At 41.9% G+C, this 18152-nt stretch carries 25 protein-coding genes and 2 pseudogenes; 19 read left to right on the top strand and 8 right to left on the bottom strand.

The genetic code is table 11. The features are described from left to right. Positions 1–22: 22 nt before the first annotated feature. Entirely contained in the window at positions 23–364 is a 342-nt protein-coding gene (locus H6G77_RS32660; protein WP_190676172.1) for a hypothetical protein, read from the top strand. Positions 365–654: 290 nt separating this feature from the next. Here H6G77_RS32660 and H6G77_RS32655 read toward each other — a convergent pair whose 3' ends face one another. Both H6G77_RS32655 and H6G77_RS32650 read right to left on the bottom strand, forming a co-directional pair. Next, on the bottom strand, positions 655–1035 hold the full coding sequence (locus tag H6G77_RS32655) for a hypothetical protein (protein ID WP_190676201.1): 381 nt from the start codon (positions 1033–1035) through the stop codon (positions 655–657). Positions 1036–1113: 78 nt separating this feature from the next. Continuing rightward, complete coding sequence (locus H6G77_RS32650) at positions 1114–1455, bottom strand: Ycf66 family protein (RefSeq protein ID WP_190676174.1); 342 nt, start codon at positions 1453–1455, stop codon at positions 1114–1116. Between the two features lie 195 nt (positions 1456–1650). Here H6G77_RS32650 and H6G77_RS32645 point away from each other — a divergent pair, with 195 nt between their 5' ends. Continuing rightward, positions 1651–2127: a hypothetical protein gene (locus H6G77_RS32645; protein WP_190676176.1), complete on the top strand. Its 477-nt coding sequence runs from the start codon at positions 1651–1653 to the stop codon at positions 2125–2127. Between the two features lie 7 nt (positions 2128–2134). On the opposite strand, the gene H6G77_RS32640 is transcribed toward H6G77_RS32645, so the two are convergent. The 3 genes from H6G77_RS32640 to H6G77_RS32630 form a co-directional block, all read right to left on the bottom strand. Continuing rightward, positions 2135–3454: a hypothetical protein gene (locus H6G77_RS32640; RefSeq protein ID WP_190676178.1), complete on the bottom strand. Its 1320-nt coding sequence runs from the start codon at positions 3452–3454 to the stop codon at positions 2135–2137. A 109-nt stretch (positions 3455–3563) separates the two neighbouring features. Next, on the bottom strand, positions 3564–5261 hold the full coding sequence (locus H6G77_RS32635) for a hypothetical protein (RefSeq protein ID WP_190676180.1): 1698 nt from the start codon (positions 5259–5261) through the stop codon (positions 3564–3566). A gap of 185 nt (positions 5262–5446) precedes the next feature. Beyond that, positions 5447–5773, bottom strand: a complete 327-nt coding sequence (locus tag H6G77_RS32630) for a helix-turn-helix transcriptional regulator (protein ID WP_190676181.1) — start codon at positions 5771–5773, stop codon at positions 5447–5449. 492 nt (positions 5774–6265) lie between these two features. Here H6G77_RS32630 and H6G77_RS32625 point away from each other — a divergent pair, with 492 nt between their 5' ends. From H6G77_RS32625 to H6G77_RS32585, 9 genes are all read left to right on the top strand, one after another. Beyond that, positions 6266–6826, top strand: a complete 561-nt coding sequence (locus H6G77_RS32625; RefSeq protein ID WP_190676183.1) for a hypothetical protein — start codon at positions 6266–6268, stop codon at positions 6824–6826. A gap of 89 nt (positions 6827–6915) precedes the next feature. After that, complete coding sequence (locus H6G77_RS32620) at positions 6916–7221, top strand: hypothetical protein (RefSeq protein ID WP_190676185.1); 306 nt, start codon at positions 6916–6918, stop codon at positions 7219–7221. Between the two features lie 37 nt (positions 7222–7258). Then, entirely contained in the window at positions 7259–7429 is a 171-nt protein-coding gene (locus H6G77_RS32615) for a hypothetical protein (RefSeq protein ID WP_190676187.1), read from the top strand. A gap of 234 nt (positions 7430–7663) precedes the next feature. Further along, a complete protein-coding gene (gene iscB / locus H6G77_RS32610; RefSeq protein WP_190676189.1) occupies positions 7664–8197 on the top strand; it encodes an RNA-guided endonuclease IscB in 534 nt (177 codons plus the stop codon). Positions 8198–8425: 228 nt separating this feature from the next. Continuing rightward, positions 8426–9124, top strand: coding sequence for a hypothetical protein (locus H6G77_RS32605; protein ID WP_190676191.1), 699 nt, complete (start codon positions 8426–8428; stop codon positions 9122–9124). Positions 9125–9303: 179 nt separating this feature from the next. Further along, positions 9304–9573 carry a hypothetical protein gene (locus H6G77_RS32600; RefSeq protein ID WP_190676193.1) on the top strand — a complete coding sequence of 90 codons (270 nt, stop codon included), beginning with the start codon at positions 9304–9306 and terminating at the stop codon, positions 9571–9573. Continuing rightward, complete coding sequence (locus tag H6G77_RS32595) at positions 9573–10439, top strand: hypothetical protein (RefSeq protein ID WP_190676195.1); 867 nt, start codon at positions 9573–9575, stop codon at positions 10437–10439. Before H6G77_RS32600 ends, H6G77_RS32595 begins: the two co-directional genes overlap by 1 nt. Positions 10440–10497: 58 nt before the next feature. Beyond that, entirely contained in the window at positions 10498–10851 is a 354-nt protein-coding gene (locus tag H6G77_RS32590) for a hypothetical protein (RefSeq protein ID WP_190594516.1), read from the top strand. A 10-nt stretch (positions 10852–10861) separates the two neighbouring features. Beyond that, on the top strand, positions 10862–11233 hold the full coding sequence (locus H6G77_RS32585) for a hypothetical protein (protein WP_190594517.1): 372 nt from the start codon (positions 10862–10864) through the stop codon (positions 11231–11233). A gap of 15 nt (positions 11234–11248) precedes the next feature. On the opposite strand, the gene H6G77_RS32580 is transcribed toward H6G77_RS32585, so the two are convergent. From H6G77_RS32580 to H6G77_RS32570, 3 genes and pseudogenes are all read right to left on the bottom strand, one after another. Next, on the bottom strand, positions 11249–11623 hold the full coding sequence (locus tag H6G77_RS32580; RefSeq protein WP_190594518.1) for a hypothetical protein: 375 nt from the start codon (positions 11621–11623) through the stop codon (positions 11249–11251). Beyond that, a pseudogene (locus H6G77_RS32575) lies at positions 11620–11931 on the bottom strand (DUF5674 family protein); the annotation flags it as partial. The gene H6G77_RS32580 and the pseudogene H6G77_RS32575, both read right to left, overlap by 4 nt. A gap of 74 nt (positions 11932–12005) precedes the next feature. Further along, a complete protein-coding gene (locus tag H6G77_RS32570) occupies positions 12006–12314 on the bottom strand; it encodes a hypothetical protein (RefSeq protein WP_242048675.1) in 309 nt (102 codons plus the stop codon). Positions 12315–12595: 281 nt separating this feature from the next. Here H6G77_RS32570 and H6G77_RS32565 point away from each other — a divergent pair, with 281 nt between their 5' ends. The 8 genes and pseudogenes from H6G77_RS32565 (at position 12596) to H6G77_RS32530 (ending at position 18065) form a co-directional block, all read left to right on the top strand. Then, entirely contained in the window at positions 12596–12814 is a 219-nt protein-coding gene (locus tag H6G77_RS32565; RefSeq protein WP_190594520.1) for a hypothetical protein, read from the top strand. Between the two features lie 184 nt (positions 12815–12998). Then, positions 12999–13415, top strand: a complete 417-nt coding sequence (locus H6G77_RS32560) for a hypothetical protein (RefSeq protein WP_190594521.1) — start codon at positions 12999–13001, stop codon at positions 13413–13415. Next, positions 13408–14121 (top strand): hypothetical protein, encoded by a 714-nt coding sequence (locus H6G77_RS32555; protein ID WP_190594522.1) that lies wholly within the window; start codon positions 13408–13410, stop codon positions 14119–14121. The genes H6G77_RS32560 and H6G77_RS32555 overlap by 8 nt, the downstream gene beginning before the upstream one ends. Before the next feature lie 146 nt (positions 14122–14267). Beyond that, positions 14268–14438 carry a hypothetical protein gene (locus H6G77_RS32550; protein WP_190594523.1) on the top strand — a complete coding sequence of 57 codons (171 nt, stop codon included), beginning with the start codon at positions 14268–14270 and terminating at the stop codon, positions 14436–14438. A gap of 7 nt (positions 14439–14445) precedes the next feature. Next, on the top strand, positions 14446–14856 hold the full coding sequence (locus H6G77_RS32545; protein ID WP_190594524.1) for a hypothetical protein: 411 nt from the start codon (positions 14446–14448) through the stop codon (positions 14854–14856). Between the two features lie 252 nt (positions 14857–15108). Further along, positions 15109–15825 (top strand): hypothetical protein, encoded by a 717-nt coding sequence (locus H6G77_RS32540; RefSeq protein WP_190594525.1) that lies wholly within the window; start codon positions 15109–15111, stop codon positions 15823–15825. A 24-nt stretch (positions 15826–15849) separates the two neighbouring features. Next, positions 15850–16284: pseudogene (locus tag H6G77_RS32535) on the top strand (four helix bundle protein). Positions 16285–16355: 71 nt separating this feature from the next. After that, positions 16356–18065 carry a hypothetical protein gene (locus H6G77_RS32530; protein WP_242049379.1) on the top strand — a complete coding sequence of 570 codons (1710 nt, stop codon included), beginning with the start codon at positions 16356–16358 and terminating at the stop codon, positions 18063–18065. The last annotated feature ends 87 nt before the right edge of the window (positions 18066–18152 follow it).

Here is an 18152-nt window from a genome sequence, read left to right as displayed (position 1 = left end):
GAAAAATAAAAGGAGTTTAAAAGTGAATTTTTATGAACTTTTACAAGAAATTAAAAGAAGACCAGCTTTATATTTAAGTAGGAAAAGCATTTTTGATTTTCACTCATTTCTTCAAGGTTATGAAATAGCACGAATAAATCTTGGATTTACTAAAACTGAAGAGGAAATAGAGTTTGATGATTTTTTAGAGTGGCTAAGAGAAATCTGTCCTGTTAAAACACATCATACATGGGCCAATTTAATACTGTTTTACTCAGCAGATGAACGCGATGCTTTGGATAAATTATTTGCATTGTTTGATGATTACCAAGCACAAGAGCATAATGAAACTGAAAATGATGACGGGTCAAAAGAGGAGAAATGAGATGTCTGCTTGTGATATTTAAATCCGCACCACTAACCACACTTAAGTGATTTAAGTTATACTAAATGGTTAATCATCAAGCGATTTTATACTTATACACAAATCTTTTAGGTGTAAGTGTAAGTACAAGTATCTTTTTACTTCAACAAATAATAAGGATTATTACCCACAACCGCACTTCACTAGCATCTCTTCTACTGCCACAAAACCCCACTGCGGACACTTCGCCACCAGTTTCTTGATCACAATCCGCACTCGCTGGGTCGTCCGCCCAACATTCCATTAGAAAATCATCCCCTGGATTTTCGCGCAGTTGTTTTGCCATCTTCAATCACCGGACACCGCCGCATCATCTCCGCAATCGCAACCGCCTCCCCATCCGGCGTATACACGATCTCACCCGACATCGCAATCACAATCCTGTTTTTCCTCGCCCACTCAAACCAAGCGATCGCTCCAGGCTTGTCCTGCTGCACCTCCGGCTTCCTCCCCTCCTTACAAGCAGCCACAAACACGGCTTCGGGTGATTTAACCTCTTTCCAAGTCCGCAATGCTTCTTTCAAATAGGCGATCGCCCCTGGCACATTTTCCCAGTACCGCTTGGCCGTACGCTGAATCTCTGTATTGAGCCGAAACTGGGGTGTACAGGGTATTTTTCGTAACTGTTGCAATACAAACGCTACTTCTGTTGACTGGGCGAATTGATTTTCCCCTTAGCTTGGAAGCATAATTATTTGTCTATTATCACTTTATCTAATTCTCAAAATTAGATTGAATATAATATCTCTAAAGCTTAGATAAATAATTAGCAATAATAAAAAAAACTGCTGAAATTGCATAACTGGGTCTAAACGCCAACCCTGAATCATTAATATTATCCCAGATATCAAAATTACAATAGGTACTGCTATTCCTTGGATAACATAAATTACTAAAGCTGAGTTTGTTAGAGAATTTTTTCTTGAAACAAGCCATCCTATCATCAAAATTAAATAAATGATTGCTACCCCTATATACGACAACGCAATTAACTTAATTTCAATCAAACCAGATGTTTTTACTCCAATAGTAACCTGAGCTAAATTTAGCATTTGTAAATTCCTATTTTTTTATGAAGTATCATTGTAGCCGAGTAAACAATTAACTTAAAAGAGTTAAAACCCTGAAAATATTACATGGCGAAACTATTCTTCTCAAAATGACTTTACATATAGTTAACATCCAGCCAACTGTCAAAATTTAATAAAATATAAGTTACTCAGTCAATTTTGAAGGATAAATTAACTGTGTGGTTCTGGAAAAAAGACTCCGTTGAATACGAGATATTCAAAAAATATGAACGAGCGTTAGTCAGTCTTAGCGTTAACTTTTCACTTGAAGAAGTTCAAAACGCTTTAGAAGGCTGCACTTACGGGTTAGAGGATGCACTCAGAAGAACAATTGAGTATGTGCTGTGGTTGCAAAGGAATGGAAAGCAATATTTTCCAAACGCAATTTTGGCTAGTGCTTTACGGGAGCAATGGAAACCAAAAGCATGGCGTGATGAATACCTGGAACTACCAAATCTAGAATCGCCGGGTCAGAGGTGGTGGAATTCAGCAGCTAAAATGTGGGGTTACGATGTCCGCAATCGCCTCGTTGCTGATGTTTTTTATGATGAAGGCACAGAGTTTATCAAATTCACTAACGGCAAAGAAATCACGGTAGAGACAGCATGGCGTTGGGAGTGGGAACGATTGCTGAAATATGCCACTAATCGATAGCTGCTTGCTACTCATCCCACCTCAGCAGCACCCCATCCGCCGCCACAAGCCCCCATTGCGGACACTTCACCACCAGTTTCTTAATCACAATCCTCAAAGCAGGGTCATCTGCCCAGCATTCCATCAGAAAATCATCCCCTGGATTTTCACATAATAGTTCTGCCATCTTCAGTTTTTCCATACGCCAAGGCCGAGCCTTAGAACGCTCAACGACTGCTTCATAAGACCATTTTTCAGGATCAGAGTCAGCTGCCACAGCACAAACACCTTCTCTGCGAGACGCTGCGCGAACAGAATGGGCTTTTGGTTCCTGTGCTGGTAAATTCGACTCGGCAGGGGCGGCGGAAATTGTGTCTTCATGATTGGTTCCCGGCTCATCACCCAATTCCTGGTTCTTTTCTACCAAGGAAGCAGATTGACTCGGTTGAGCTTGGTTCTGGGACTGACTGAGATTTTCAAAATTTATAGCGACGGGCGCGGCGGAAAATTTGTCTTCATGAGGAGTGATCGCATCCTTACCCAAATCCTCGTTTTTTACAGACAACGAAGCGGATTGACTCGGCACAGCTTCTACAAGCGTCAGCGTCGTGCAGTCCGTTACCGCAGGTAACTCTTTCTCTTCTTCCACGCCAAGGACAGTTTGAGGCGATGCACCCCCCAAGGGTGCGATCGCCGTCTCATCAACACACAAATTTTTGTTTTGCGTGGAAGAACCAACTACCTTACCAACAACCTTAGTTGGTTGTTGGTAGGTAGTTAAGGGGTAGTTAGAAACGTTGTTAGGTTTCTGGAACCCTTGCAATTCCTCACTTTTTTGACCATTTTTTTGGAAATGATCCAAATCAGCTTGGATTTGTTTCACTTCGGGGTGGTTTTGGTTCCTCCTGGTGTGGTTGATTTCCTTCCCGGTATGGACAGCTTTCTCGTCACAAGAATTGGTTTCACCGGACGTAGACGATTCCCAGTAAAAGCGATTGTAATAACCGTGCAAGTTACGGACACGGTAGCCAATCAGCCCAGGTCTACCAGATGGTAATCGGCCAAACACTTCCTCATACTGGAACAAGCCCTGAGCCGTCAACGCTGCACCTGCCTTTTGTAGCGACTTATAGGTGAGATTCGTATCCAGCTTGTGAGCAGACCCACCAAATTGTTCTGCTGCAACTGAGTCCAACCATAGCTGCTGCACACAGGGCGGTTGCTGTCTTATCCAGTTAATGTCCTCAATCGAGATTTTGCAGTGAGGTCGAATCGGTTTTTCTTCTGTGGGTTGTTTGTGGTTGCCTTTATTTTGGCCACCTTTGATTGCCTTTAATGCTGTAGTCATATTTTCTCCTAAATTTAAGCATGACAATACGAGCGACATAGTTGCAATGCCGCTTTGTGAATTCAAAATGCAAAATTAAAAATGCAAAGTTAATTTTGAATTTTGAATTTTAAATTTTGAATTGATTGGTTGTTTCTTGCCAGAACCTCAACTCGTTCTTGAAATAGCGATCAGTCTTCTTGGGTTTGTCTTGCCAATGCTTCCAAGCTACCCAGACTTCATCACCCATGTCTTCAATAACTTCACCTTTAGCGTTGTACAAAGCACAGTAAATGTCGGCATGGGCGACGATAGAACCCAGCCCAATCACTTCGTCATCAGAAGAACCAGACTCGGTAACAGTTTCTTCAGGAACCATTGGTTCCGTAATTTGAGAAGATGCGGTTTTTTCGAGGGCAGTGATTAACTCTGCTTCTTGTGGGGTTAACTCTGCCCAGTAGTCGGCTTTGATAACCTCATACTCTGTAGCCACTTCTAAATAGTCCCACCAACTACATCCAGGCTTGGCAAGCACAGCCCGAATATCGCTTACTGCTTGGGGTAGTAGTTGTAGCTGTTCGGCTCGATATGCGATCGCTTGCGGGGTTGGCTCACTCCCTAAAATTAACGCCGCAGCTTGCAGAGCTTGGGTGTTGTTCATAGCACTGGCCAGATTACCCAAAGCTATACCCATGAGCCGTAAGCACTCTTGGGCGTTTTCCTTGGGTGGTTCTTCGGCAAGCGATCGCAGGTCAATAAGAGGCATGGGGGCAGGGTGCAGGGTGACAAGGGGACGTTTTTCTCCCTTACTCCCTGCTCCCTGCCCCTTTTCCTTTCTTGTAGGGCGTTCTTCTACAGCACGTTCCAATTCTTGAATACGCCCTTTTAGACGATGATTTTCAAGTTCTAACTGCCTCAAGCCTTCCAACTCGTTCATGCGTTGCTGTAGCTGGATGTTTTCTTGTTTCTGTTGCTGAAACAGGTTTTGTAAAGCGGTCAGTTGTTCTTGTACCTGTTGCTGGGCTTGGGTAGTTGCTTCTGACAATAACCCAATCCTCAAATCCTGTTCCAGCCGTTCCAATTCCTGTTGGTGCTGCTGTTTGAGTTGGGCGATCGCTTCGGCGTACTCTTTGGGGTAAGTTCTTTCGGTGCTAAATGACTCAATTGCGCTATTACTCAAATCGGCATTGTTCACCAGTTCTCTCTCACCATCCTCAAAGGTGACAATCTGCTGTTTGGGGTTCGGTGCGTCTGCTTCAATGGTTCCTTGTTCACCAAAACGGAGGTGTGCTGGTGAGGTAACTTTGACTGTGTTGGTTTTAAGAACCATTGGTTCCTGATTTTGGTGAACCACTGGTTCTACAATTTTAGGAACCACTGGTTCCTGAGTTTTTTGCCGTGGCAGTCGAGGAACCACAATGTTCGCCGCAGATGCAAAGTCTGATTCACTGGGGGTAGGGTTTTCAGAAAGTGCGATCGCAACAGCAGCCTTTAGCTTGTCTGGTTCTTTGACCAAACGTAGCAGTGAACGGGCTTGACGCTCATTTTTGATGTGTTCGCCCAATTCATCGGCTGTATCTTTAACTTTTTTAGCCCCTAACAGTTGGTTAATGCGTCGGTATCCACCCCAAGCGGATAACTCAGCTTGGCAGTATTCCTCAAAAGTTTTGTAGCCAGCTTCACGATACAGTTGTTGATCTCGCATTTCGAGAATTTCATCAACTGCTTGCCATTCAAATCTGTTAATGGCAGTGAACGTTTCTTTAATGCTGCTGTTGAGAAGGCTGTAGCTGGTTGCTGATGTTTGTTCGCGGTCTAGTGTCAGCATGATTATTGCCCACGCTTGGTAAATGCACAAAAAAAGACAGAAAATGCAATTCAACCAAAGTGAACACTGATACTGATCGTCAGGTTTAACTAAAACTGTGTCAGCATTATATTTAGCTCACTTTGTTGCCCAACAATCTGAGTAAGCGATCGCATAGCTTGGTCGGCGGCGGTCGCTCTCAATTTTTAGGCTGCTTTGAGTAGATCAAGTTCAGAAGTTTTATCCGATATTCTTTTGTTACTGTGAGATCCGTCTTTTGCTAAAGGAGGATTTAAAGCAATCCCTTTGTCAATTGCTAATTTCTTTGGTGGCTCACCCTCCTCAAGTAAGTCTCCAGGCTTGCAATCAAGAGCTTCACAAAATCTGGCTGCCGCTTCTAAGGTTAGGGACTTAACCTTATTTTGTTCAATTTTTTGGATGAACTGAGGACTATACCCAGTTTTTCTAGCTAGGTCGTTTTGAGAAAGGCCAGCAGCCTCTCGCAATTTTTTTAATGCAATAAACACAATCATCCTCTCCAAATAATGCTCCTATTATAAGGGGTACTACCAATGGTTGTAAACACATAGGGCTTACACCTATTGGTATTTAAAAAGCTTATGTACAACCAATAGTAGTATTACAAATCTCTATCAGAAAGCAACTACTACCTTATTGACTACTACCAATAGAAGTACTAATATTAAGGGTATAGAGCAAAGCAAATTACCAGCAATTAAACAGCTAAAGAGTTTGCAACCATAGCTCCTTGAACCTTGAAAACTTCATTACAACCAAGACTCCACCACAAACAAGAGCCATCAATAGTTGAGCTTTTGCAAACATCTGTGTCTATCTTGGTAATACTCAAATACCACTGGGTTTGAGTTTTAATACGGCTACGCCAAATTTTGATGAGTGCGTTGTGCTAAACCACAACGTTAGTTTGTAAAAAGTCAAAGGCGATCGCCCCTGTCTGGTAAACAAAGCGATCGCCCTTTATCCAAGTGAATGGAGATTCTATTATGACGCATATAACTCATACACAGCAAGAATATTGTGTTGATGAGCAAACCTCAGCACAAGCAGAATTTTACAACCACCTCGAAGCCCAAGCCCAAACTATCGCCCCAACCGCAGACCCCCTAACATCTCGTGACCGTCGCATCATTGCCGAGATTATCCAAGTAGACCCCGAATCCGTCCGCACTATCTGGATAGAAGGTGGTATCACCGTATGGGTGCAATTGGTGAATGGTGGACGACTACCATTCGACCGCAACTGGTTCGCCAAAAGAGTTGCAGAAGTTAAAGCCACCCTACCCGAAACCCCCAGAGAACGCAACGATCGTCTGAGCGAAGAATTAGAAACCGCTTGTCAGAAATACGGTTTAACTCACGGAGAGATTGACTGGCTTTCCTTCAGCACTACTCTATACTTCAACCGCCAGCGTGTAGGCTTCCTTGGCTGCAACCTTGAAGGCAAATGGTACAGCAGGTGCAGTCAGTTGGGGGGCAGTCGCACGGCTATCGATATTGATGTGGCGATTGCATTATTAGGGGTTAGACAAGCAGTAGCAGCTTAGTACCAAACGTAGAAAAGGCGATTGCTGTTCACTCAACAGCGATCGCCAATACAACGAAAACGATAGAAAAATCATGGCACGAAATAGCTATGTCATTCGTTCAAGATCCCGACTGGGGTGAATGCTGCGAACCGATACTTTTACCCCCGAATCATCCAAACGCAGAGTTAATTGAAATTCCTGGTTACACGCTGGTTTACTGCAACGGGTTTCGCCCGAAAATCTACCGCGTTTACAAGGGTGAATCAATGCTGGGTTTGGTTTTTCAACACATCACGCATTGGACAAACGAAGTAGACGAGAACCATTACACCAAACCGTTGAACGCAGCAGTGGCACTCGATGATTTCCTTCTGGCTGCAAGTATGGCTGATGACAAAAACATTGCAGCGTAATTAAGGCTAATTAACCTCTATCAAAAAGGTACTACAAATGGCTAAATCACGTAAGAATGCCTCTGATTTAACTGCTGCAAATTTACTGCATTCCCTCCGTTGTTGTGGTGGTTCTGTTCCGTTGTACAACATCAAATTTTCTAGAGAAGTAATTCAAGCACTCGTAGATCGGGAATTGGTGGAAGTTACGAACACTGGCTGTCAATGACCCGCCGCTAAATCTTTGCAGATTCTAGTGGGGGCTTGTAAAAGCCTACATTGACCAGCTCACCTACGGGTAAACGATATTACGGTCACGACACCCCAGGATGCGTGCCAGTTCTGGGCAACTGTCGCTCAAAATTAAACAGCAAGGACGGGAACCAAGCAGTGTTTTGAGCCGAACAAGCCATGATATCTGGGCGAGGCAAACTTTACTACCGCAAGGTAAGAGGTAACAGTAATGTACGTTTTCGTCTTAGATAAAAACAAGCAACCACTTGACCCGTGCCATCCAGCAAGGGCAAGGGAGTTATTGCAGAAGGGAAGGGCTGCGGTCTATAAACGTTATCCATTTACGATTCTTATCAAGGATAGAGTTTTAGAAAAATCAGTCACACATCCACATCGGGTAAAAATTGACCCAGGTAGCCGCACCACAGGAATGACTATACTGCAAGAAAATACCGCCAGATGTGTATTTGCTTGTGAGATAACCCATCGTGGGTTTCAAATTAGAGAAGCACTTCTATCAAGAAGGCAGTTAAGAGGTTCCAGGCGATCGCGTAAAACACGTTATCGCAAAGCGCGATTTCTCAATAGAACTCGTCCCAGTGGTTGGCTACCACCATCATTGCAATCTCGGATTGAGAATATTTTGACTTGGGTAAATAAATTATGGTTTGCTGCTGCTGTAACTGTTGTACTGCTTCTGGGGGTAAGCCTGTTAGTCGAGCGATCGCAGTTATTTCATCAACAGAACAACTGCTATTTATAAAACAGTCACCTTGGTTTACACAGAAAAAGCGATCGCTGTACAAAGAGCGATCGCTACTTAAATAATTGAGGAGTTTTGACAAGCAATAGGTTGTTAAGACTGTAATACGTTTAAGTTTGATTAGGACTGCGGTGTTAACCCCCTCACTTAGACTAAAAAAGAAATTGTTGATTGCTCGTAGCTGTTACAAAATATTCCTTGTCCAGTTCGCTTAATTTAAATAGCAAAATGACCCTAAGATTTTATAGCCAATTTGCCAAACAGTATTTGCAGGAATTACTTTCAGGATTTGGAAATGTAGAGGTTAGTCCAGAACAAATAGAACATGAGCAAGAACAAGCAATTGTTCTGTTTTTTCCTAATTCGGGATTCGTCCTGTCAAATTCCGAGTTAGGATTACTTGCCAGAATTGCTCAAAGCGATTGTGCTTTAAATGTTTATTGTGACCTAATTGATGAAGATGAAGTATTGAATTGCATTCGCAAACTCTTTAGTGTTTTAGCACTGTTGCAGTCTCAGGCTAAACAAAATAATCTACCTTTAGAGGAAGATAAACTGCCAAGTTCACGCATTTTAGTTCCATCAGCTTCTATAGATTTGCTTGATGGTTTTGGTGGTCGCTTAAAAGAAGATTGGCCTTGTGGCATATACTTTTTGCCACCCATCTATAGAACAGCGATAGTGGCAATTGACTCTTTACCGATTACACCCGATACTCTTTGGCTCCGGCTTTTAGGTAAAGGAGAAATACAACGCCAAGCTATATGTGAATTATTGGCATTACCAGAAAATAACGTATTTAGACAAAATATTCTTGACCTAATCAGTCATTGGTATAACGCCATAATTCAAAGCTTAGATAATTTAACTCCAGATGAGCAAGAATTAATCGCTAATTTATCACTAATTTTTGATGGGAAAGCCTAGAAGCTCTAACGATTTATAGTTGGAAACAGCTACAATAATAAATTATAGATTACTATGCTAGTTTCTCAAATTCCAAATATTCTAATATCTGATGTTGTACTAGCATAAATTAATCAGCCTTATTCATAACCTATAATAGCCGCTTTGCTAATAATTTTTGAACATTTGAAATTAGACTAATGGAAATCAAAACTATTTCTGTAACCTATCACCGAAAATTTAATCTGGGTGATTTTGAATCAGTAGAAGTAGGCTGCTCATTATGGGGTCAAATAGACCCAGAAGAAGACGCAGATGGAGCAACACAGTTTCTTTTTGAACAAGCCAAGGAATCTGTAAAAAAAGCAGCAATGCCATTAATTAAGGCATCATCACATCAAATGAACAAAGCTCGAATGTACAAACAACCCGTTAAAGAAACAACTACTGATGAACTGGAGAAATTCTAATGAACACTGAAATCAAACTAGGCTTAGGTAATCCACCACTTCCTATTTACCTGTATGTCAACAAATTAGAAATTGATGGTCAAGCTTATGCTTGGTATAACTATGATGTTAGTCTTGATAAAAAGACTCCAGTAGCCGAAAGAGCATTAACAGGTTATTTGAGCGAGTTAAGGTTGACTGGTAAAGATTTCAAAGGCAAGGACAATATTAAATTAGATATTGTTGTCTTTGCAGATGATTTATATATCGTCAGAAGCGGAATTGAGACTAATTTTACTAAGTCTTTCTTACTCGCCGCATCAATTGTAGAAGACTTCTCTAGACCTCTAACAATTGTTGCTAATCCCGGAGAGGAAAACGTCGTGTTCTGCGGGTTATATGATGCTTTAACCAAGACCAAAATCCGTAGAGATTGGGACGCTAATGCCGATTGGGCAGGACTATTACAGCAGATTCAATCAAGATTATTCACCCGTCCTAAATATGATTTAGACGAGGATGAACGAGATCGCTCCGTTGTACAACAGCCTGCTCCAACACCGACAAAACCAGCTGCGATACATCCCCAAGATTTACGGGTCAAACAAGTCCGCACTTTGACAAATTACCCTATTGATCTAATCAAAGAATGGTTGCAATTTCAGGATGCTTCGGCTCCCAGTCAACTGAGTGTGGCTGTGGTCGATAAGCTGGTGAGGGACATTTGCTTGTCGTGGGCTGCTGACAAGGTTGATTCAAATCATGCCACCAGTTCGTATCAGCAGCAGGTGTTAGGAGCGATCGCTTCTGGTACTGATGAAATTCAAGCTATTCAAGCATGGATGAATTATGTTGTGGGGCAAAGAGCAACTGTTAGCTCTCGCTAATTCTAGTTTTTTATAAGACAGCTGTTGCTGTCTTATTTTTTTCTTTATAGGAGTAAGTATGAACAACCGCAATCAAAAGTTAACCCAGGAATATCTAGCGAAGTACGACGAACCAAGCCTGATTGTGATTCGATATCGCTACATCAAACGTTCAAGAGCAAGAGATGTTGTTGAAAACGCATTGCTATCAGTAGGTATTGTTTGCCTGTTAAGCACAGTATTTTTGGGAATTGGTGCTTTAGGTTGTTGGGGATTTGAAATTATCGGAGCTAATTCGAGTTCTAGCATTATCAGTCACTATAACTGGCAAGCTCGGAAGAACATTTGTTTAGGTGGGATGTTGGTATGTATTTCGGGAGTTTTAGGTAGTGCTTTGTTGAATGGATGCCTGGATTTTGATGGAACCCAATAGGAGAGCCAAAATGTTAAAGCTTAAATATCTAAACCTTTTTATGGCTGCTTGTGGAGCAATTGTATTAGTCATTGGTAGCATTATCGGTATTAAAGGAGTAATCAAGGGAGAAGGTGCAAAGACTTGGTTTGCAGCTATATCTTTCATGCTAGGTGGAACTGCATTACAAGCAGCCGCCCTCAACCGTTTTTTCAAATATCAAGTCGATGAAGAGATCGACAGAACTAGAGAGCAAAGGCTTCAAGCAATACCAAAACCTTGCAGAGGGTGTCGCAATTTTCATGGTCTGGAATATGGAGGGGTGCAGATTGTATGTGCAATTCATCCACAAGGAGTAGAGGAGAGTACTTGCCCAGATCACGAAAAGTTCAGCAAGCCTTAATTGATTACCCTAACATTAAGCATTTAGTGGTTCTGGTTCTGTATCAGCTATTTCCAAAACCCGATGCAACCAATCCCCAGTTGCAACAGCCGCAGCTTGTTTTTGTTGGGCATCAGACCATATTTCGTCCCAATGGAATAACCAATTAGTCAGTAAACGAACTAAATCAACCAATTCACAAGCCCGGTCAATGTCATCCGCTTTCACCATGTCAGGTACAGTCCACTCAATAAAATACCGACTTTCTTTTACCAGAGGCAGCATTAAATCCTTTGATGAGTTTTGAGTCCAGAAAGACTGAATTTGCGACAAGTGACTTGCCAAATGATGTAAGCGGGTGGAAACATCATCTTTCATGAAGAGTTGTTGCTCTGGTGTTGGCTCGATCATAAATCTCCCAGAAACTCGTTAATCAGTTGAGCGACTCTTTCCCTAATGTTGGGGTCAAGTATTTCCATTTTACGATTCTGGCGTGGGCGGAGGTTGACCATCGACTCGTAAATAATTCTTCCCGTGCTAGGCATAAAACTAGCAGCCCAAATATCTTGCTGCCTACTACCATCTTTCAACAACTCTTTTTCACAATCAGCGTGCAGATCACCACCACCAGCTAATACTCGACGCTCAATATCTACTGCCGTTTTAATGTAGAACTTGTGTTCTTCGAGCATTTGCTCAATTTGTTCGGGTGTGGCGCGATCTCATAACAGTAAAATCAATCAGTTATCCTCGCTCAGGTTCATGCTTTCCACTTCGATTACTATCTCCTTAGCTATTCATGAAATTGTTCTCCAAGTTGCAGATGCTTGAGCAAAGCGATGGCTAACTCCAACACAGAATTTTGGTTCCAAGAAGGAATTTGGTCAAGCACATACTGGATAACAGCTTCAGGTGGTTCATCGGGAAGTGAACCAACTCGCAGCAAAGCATCGTTGGTACTTCTAATCATGCGCTCTAATTTTTCTGGTCTACTGCTACCGGGCAAAGTATCGAGTAAAGCTAGGACTTCATCTTTGAGTGAAACATTTTGATAACCAGAGCGTGGCATAGAAAATAAATTATCTAATAAGCAGTTGGGCATAAGTCAGAATCAAGAACTTTACCTAAAACGAATCGCTCCAGCAGTAGCTCGTTTAGCTTTCTGTATTTGATACAGAATTAATAGCGGGTGTAGCTCTACTTTCTTGTAGAAACTGACTCTTGAGTTCTGTGTTTTCATCATACTGTACAAGAAGAGTATTTCTAAACAACTACTTATTTACTGGATTAGTACAGTATTATTAATATAATTAGTTAGCCAAATTTTTTAGAGCTTTGTCTTGAGGAATATCAGACAAATAAGACAAAGGAGAAAAAAGAAAAATGAACCTCCTAGACTTCTTAAATAAATGGGCGGGTAACGACACAGAAACCGAGCAAAAACTTAAAGGAATGTTGTCCACATTTTTTGAGCGTGACCCACGCACAATTCGTAATTGGGTAAATAATACACCTCAATATGTCCGTTGGAACTTAAAAAGGTTAGATAAAGAGTGGGAGCAATTAGGCAGAATTAACTACGCCATTTTTTTTGAGGAATAGCGGAAATTTTTGTCACGAAATTGTCACGATTTTTTCCAGCCTGCTGATGGCAGGTTTTTTATTATAAAAGAGCAAGGTCAATTAACAGTTAACAAACTGTTTGTTAACTGTGAAAGTAATATCAATTTGACACGGATATTGACACGGGTATTGACCAACTTAATTTGACTATTGACTACCTAGAATGAATCAATCATGGAGAGAAGCACTTTTTAATCAAGAAAACACAGATTCTGCATTAAATCCCCTAGTTTTACCCATGACGAATGCCAAATCTTTGAGAATTTTGGGCATTTGCTATCGAACTTGGGGACGTTGGGAAGAAGTAGCAGAAACGATAGCTCAGTATAAACTGGCACAAATACAGATGAAGAACTTTGCAGAACAATACAGCCTCAGAGCGTCACCAATTCTTCCTTACCAAGTTTGGGTAGTGGGAAAAGTCGGAGAAATCTTTGATGGTTTAGCTCAAGGAACAAATAAATTGAATCTAGCTAAAGCAATTGTGGCGACAAATAAAGCCCAGTACAGCCGCAAAGAGTTTGAAGTCGAACAAATTAGATTTACAAAACCGTTAACAGGAGATTTACAAAATGTCTAACAAAGATACATTCACCCGCCAAGAATTATTTGAGTTATTAAGTGCCAGTTATCCTTCAGAGAAAATCCTTGCTGGGTTGCAAGAGTTGGCTAAAACAGACCCAAGTATTGATCCAGACGGCGAAGAGTTTGATGTGGAGGTGAGCGATCGCTTAGAGAGGCTGTTCAACCTAGCGCAGAAAACCCTAGATCAATCGAAGCTATTGGGAGGTGGTAGTAATTTGGCGAATATACAGACCCAAGCCATAGAAAGTGTAAGCGAACAATTGCAGATTGAAGGAGTCAGCCGCGAAACGTTCAAAGCGTTCTTGGACATTGTGGCAGGTAAGGCTGTAGCTAAAGCATTAGCTGTTCATCAATTTGAACAAGAACTATTCAACCAAATCAAGAGTGAGCTTGATGTTGAGAGTTTACAGCAACAAACACAAGCGGGATTGGAGGAAGTAGCATTTATCTATCAGTTAGCGAAGAACCCCGAAATCAGACAACGTATCACTCAAGACTACGGACTGAAAACTGCCCAAGAAATTAGACAAGAAGTTCAAACGCTCACCAATAGTGCGACCTCTGGTTTTGACCCGAAAGCATTTTTGGATGAAATAGGAGTCCCAACACCCGAAAAAAAGTCTACTCAACCAACAACGATTCAGGACATGAAAAATTTGACACGCTCTTTGTTGAGCAAACAACTCCAATCCCCAGCTTAATACAGAAATTATTTCAACAAAATTGGTTGGGCTTCTCAATTATTTTCTTTATGGTGTGTGTTGGATTGTCTGTTTACATTCGTGTGACTAATGCACCAAACCAGACAAGTACAGAACAAATTCAAGTTAGACAGTAAGAGGTACTCATGTGTCTAGAACGTGAAATATTAAATGCTGTCGGTTTTGAAACTCCTCAACTCGAACCAGAAGGTGTGGTGAATCAGGCTGAAGAAATAGTAGTCAAGGACGAACCAATCGCAAATACTATCGACAATTTCAGCAAACTGCTGGATGAATACGCCCCAGTTTCAAACTAATTTGGTAATGAAATACCAGAAACAAGCTTTATTGGGATTACTGGGAATGGGGTTAATCATTAGTCCTTGGTTGTCCCAACTGCCAGCGCAATTCAAAACTTACAACAGTGGCATCACCATCAGAGAATCAGAAGAACTAGAACGCATTAAAGCCGAGCAAAGGGCAGCGACCGCCGACAAAATTAATGAACTGGGAGTGATGCCCTCTTTCAAGAAGTTGCGAATCAACGATTATTTGGACTCCAAACGATTTAACCCCAGACCTAACACTACAGGTTATTTAGAAGATGAAATCGTTTTTGTTTATGACTCAACTGGTAAATGTGTTGGACGGATTGAACAAAGGCAGTGGAAATGGAAATATCGATTTAAAAATGCCTGTAAAAATTCGCCACTGTATCAAGATTCTTCTAATTGATTTACCGATTTGTGCTGTTAAAAAGAGAGCAGGGGAAGCAGGGGAAGATGAGGAGCAGGGGGCAAGGGCGGCAGGGGAGGAATAGATTGTAAATTATTTTCTTGTTCTTTTCTCTCCCCCTGCTTAACCTTGGCGTTAATGTAATAGCTCATCAAATATTTCCTACAGTCTCAATGAATCAATGTTTTTTATTCAATTTAATTGCTTACGTTTTAGAGCAAAAAATCCTTCACTTTATCGAAAACTTTTAGTATGAAATACCTCACTCCAAAAGATACTAATTCACAATCCAACCGGGAGCCATACCCACAAACCCAGACAAAAAAAAATGGCAGTGACATTTTAGAACTATTAGCTCAATGGATTGTGACTCTGGTATCATTGCCAGTCCTGTTTGTTTCGTATATTGTTGCTCAATTTGTCACTCCCGGCACATCTGGTTATAAGCTAGTTGGGGCAATCGGTTTTTGGATTGGCACATTACTTTCAACTGATAGTATTTGGCAGGTTTTATTTCAAGGAAAACCGATTTTCCCCTGGTTTGAACCCGAATGGATTGGTTGGATAGGTTGGCTACAACTGCCATTTAATGTTTTGTTTTGGATTAGTTTTGGCATCTCTGCACTCGTGCAAGTGATGGAAGCTAAGACTCTGCGCGGTAAAGATCCGGCTAGTGCCAAAAATGAGTTTGAGGAATCAAAACAATACACACTCGGCACTAAACCCACCGGAAATATCGATCTAACAGTTGCTTTGTGGGGCGATTATAAGCGGGCCGGCATGAAAGAGCGTTACGCAGGTGGATTGATTGCTTTATTTTTCTGGTTTTTAGATATCACTACCACATTCGTTGGGAGATGGCCTTTTAAATACACCAATCCACTCATAGTCCTGGCTTGCATTGTTTACAACATTGTGTCAATGGCAGCAGGAGAAATTGGTTACAGCATTTGGAAACTTACTAAATAGGGAGGGGAGCAGGGAGCAGGGGAGATGGAAAAACAACCTATTAAAAGTCACGAAGATTTAGAAGTTTATAAACTGGCGTTTGATGTAGCTATGCGAATTTTTGAGCTTTCTAAAACTTTCCCAGTTGAGGAAAGATACTCATTAACTGATCAAATTCGGAGATCATCACGTTCTGTTTGTGCAAACATGGCGGAGGCATGGAGAACAAGAGGCAAGGGGGCAGGGGGCAGGGAGCAAGGGAAACAACTTTCAAATCTCCCCCTGCTCCCTGCTCCCAATCTCCCCTGCCTATAAAGTGAGGCAGAAGCCGCAGAAACCCAGACATGGTTGAAGTTTGCTGTCAAATGTAATTACCTCAATGCTGAAGCAGCTAGAGAGCTTTACTCTACATATAACCGAATTCTCAGCATTCTAGTCACCATCATTAACAATCCATCACCTTGGATTATAAAACGTTAATTACTCCCCCCTGCACCCTGCACCCTGCCCCCCTGCAACCCACACGATAAGACTTCACTAGGACAAGAAAAATGGAATCACCCATACCAATGCTTGGAACTCAAGAAACGGCACAATTACGTGGCGATTATCCCAGCATTGAGTATTTGGAAGCTGGTAACATCGCCTCTTGGTTGCAAGAACGCCAAGACCAGTTGTTAGTTCGGGCAACAGACGAACGCAATGAAATGAATCTCGCTAAGTTCATCACCTTGGCCACATCTGCGGTTGGTGCGGTTTGCTATGCCACATCTCCCCTTGCTCCTATTGGTGCGGTTGTTGCCGGAGTTGGTTATCTCTGGTCAATTGTCCAAGACTTAAACGATACTCATCAATTTGCACCGATTCCATTCATTCGTGGCGACTTCCTCAGTTTCCTTTCGGCTATGGGTGATAGTGTTGCCAGGGAAGAATATTTTGCTAACCAAAATGAGCTTGCCGAGTTAATGCTGCACTTAGAGCCAATGGAGAAATACGAGTTCGCCATGCTCAAGCAATGTTCTCATGTTGTGTGCGAATACCTGAATGCCGTTGAGCCTGGAAAAAGATTTTATGCCTACCGTTGGTTGTTGGACTGGTTTATTCAACTTAAAGGGCAGTTCCCTACTACTGAGCAGCTATCTGGGCATTTGGCGCAAGTTACTATCGACCCCAGAGTGAACTATCAACAAGTTACAGCAATTCAGCAAGCAACCAAGCCCCAGAATTTAGGTATCCCTCCTGCGCGGTTTACGCAGTTACCAACTCCAGTCTCTCAAACAACACAAGCATTAACACCACAAATTAATCAGGATGAGATTTATCCTGTGCATTCGGGAGCATCCGCTTCCTCCACCATAGATCACATTATTAATACTGAAATTTCCACTTACACAAAATCTCCCCATGCTGAATATGACTTAATCGCTCACATCGCCAGAAAAGTTACGAATATGCTGTGGGTTGGTGTCCCTGGTTCCGGCAAGGGCATCACCATTAGCAATGCCATCGATGCCATCAAGCGGCTACATCCTGGCATACATATCTTTTATATTGACCCCAAAGGTGACGAAAAAGAAACTGGTTACTTCAATGGTCGTGTTGATACCCTCAAACGCGCCAAGATTGTTGAAATGTCTCCAGCCGAAGCCGTCAGTTGGGTCAAAGAATGCTTTACCGAGTTCCAGAAAATCTCCGGCCCAAAGCTGATCATTCTCGATGAAGGCACGGCTGTTTGTTCCAAGTTCAAAAATGCCAAGGGTGAAATTGGTTGGCTCAAGGACAAAATCATTTCTTACTGTTCTTGCGGTGATAGCTCTGGCTGGCATTTCTGGATTGTCGTTCAAAATCCCCACACCGACGACTTGGGTGTTTCTGGGGGTTTGCGATCTCAGTTAACCTCAGTGGCGTTGGTTTCTCCAGATAATGTCCCGGCTTACAGTGCCATGATCGCCACACAGTTAATTCCGAGCGATCGCAAGATTACTTCCACTCAAGTAATGCAGATTGCACAGAGTTCGCCTGTAGGTCGAGCCGTTTATTACGGCGGTATCAATGAATGGTTTCCTATGCCCCAATTGAAAAACTTCTCTGGGTATGACCGCGACACTAACAAGTTTATTGATTCTACACCAAGCAATAAACAATCTTTTGAGGCTGAAACTAATTCATCAGGGACACCAAAAAGCCAAGCTCAACATCTGTTAGCTCTTTTAGAGAAAACTACAGCATCAACAACAGGGCGAACGCATCTTAATTGCTAATAAGAATTGGGAAGCAAATTCAAATATCTAGAATTAAGCCAATTCACTTAGATAAATAGTGAATGCAAATCACAGGATAAACTTAGA

Origin of the sequence: Aulosira sp. FACHB-615, from assembly GCF_014698045.1 — a bacterium.
Classification (GTDB): Bacteria; Cyanobacteriota; Cyanobacteriia; order Cyanobacteriales; family Nostocaceae; genus Nostoc_B.
The sequence above is the reverse complement of the archived record's forward strand: the minus strand, read 5'-3'. Positions and strand labels throughout refer to the sequence as shown.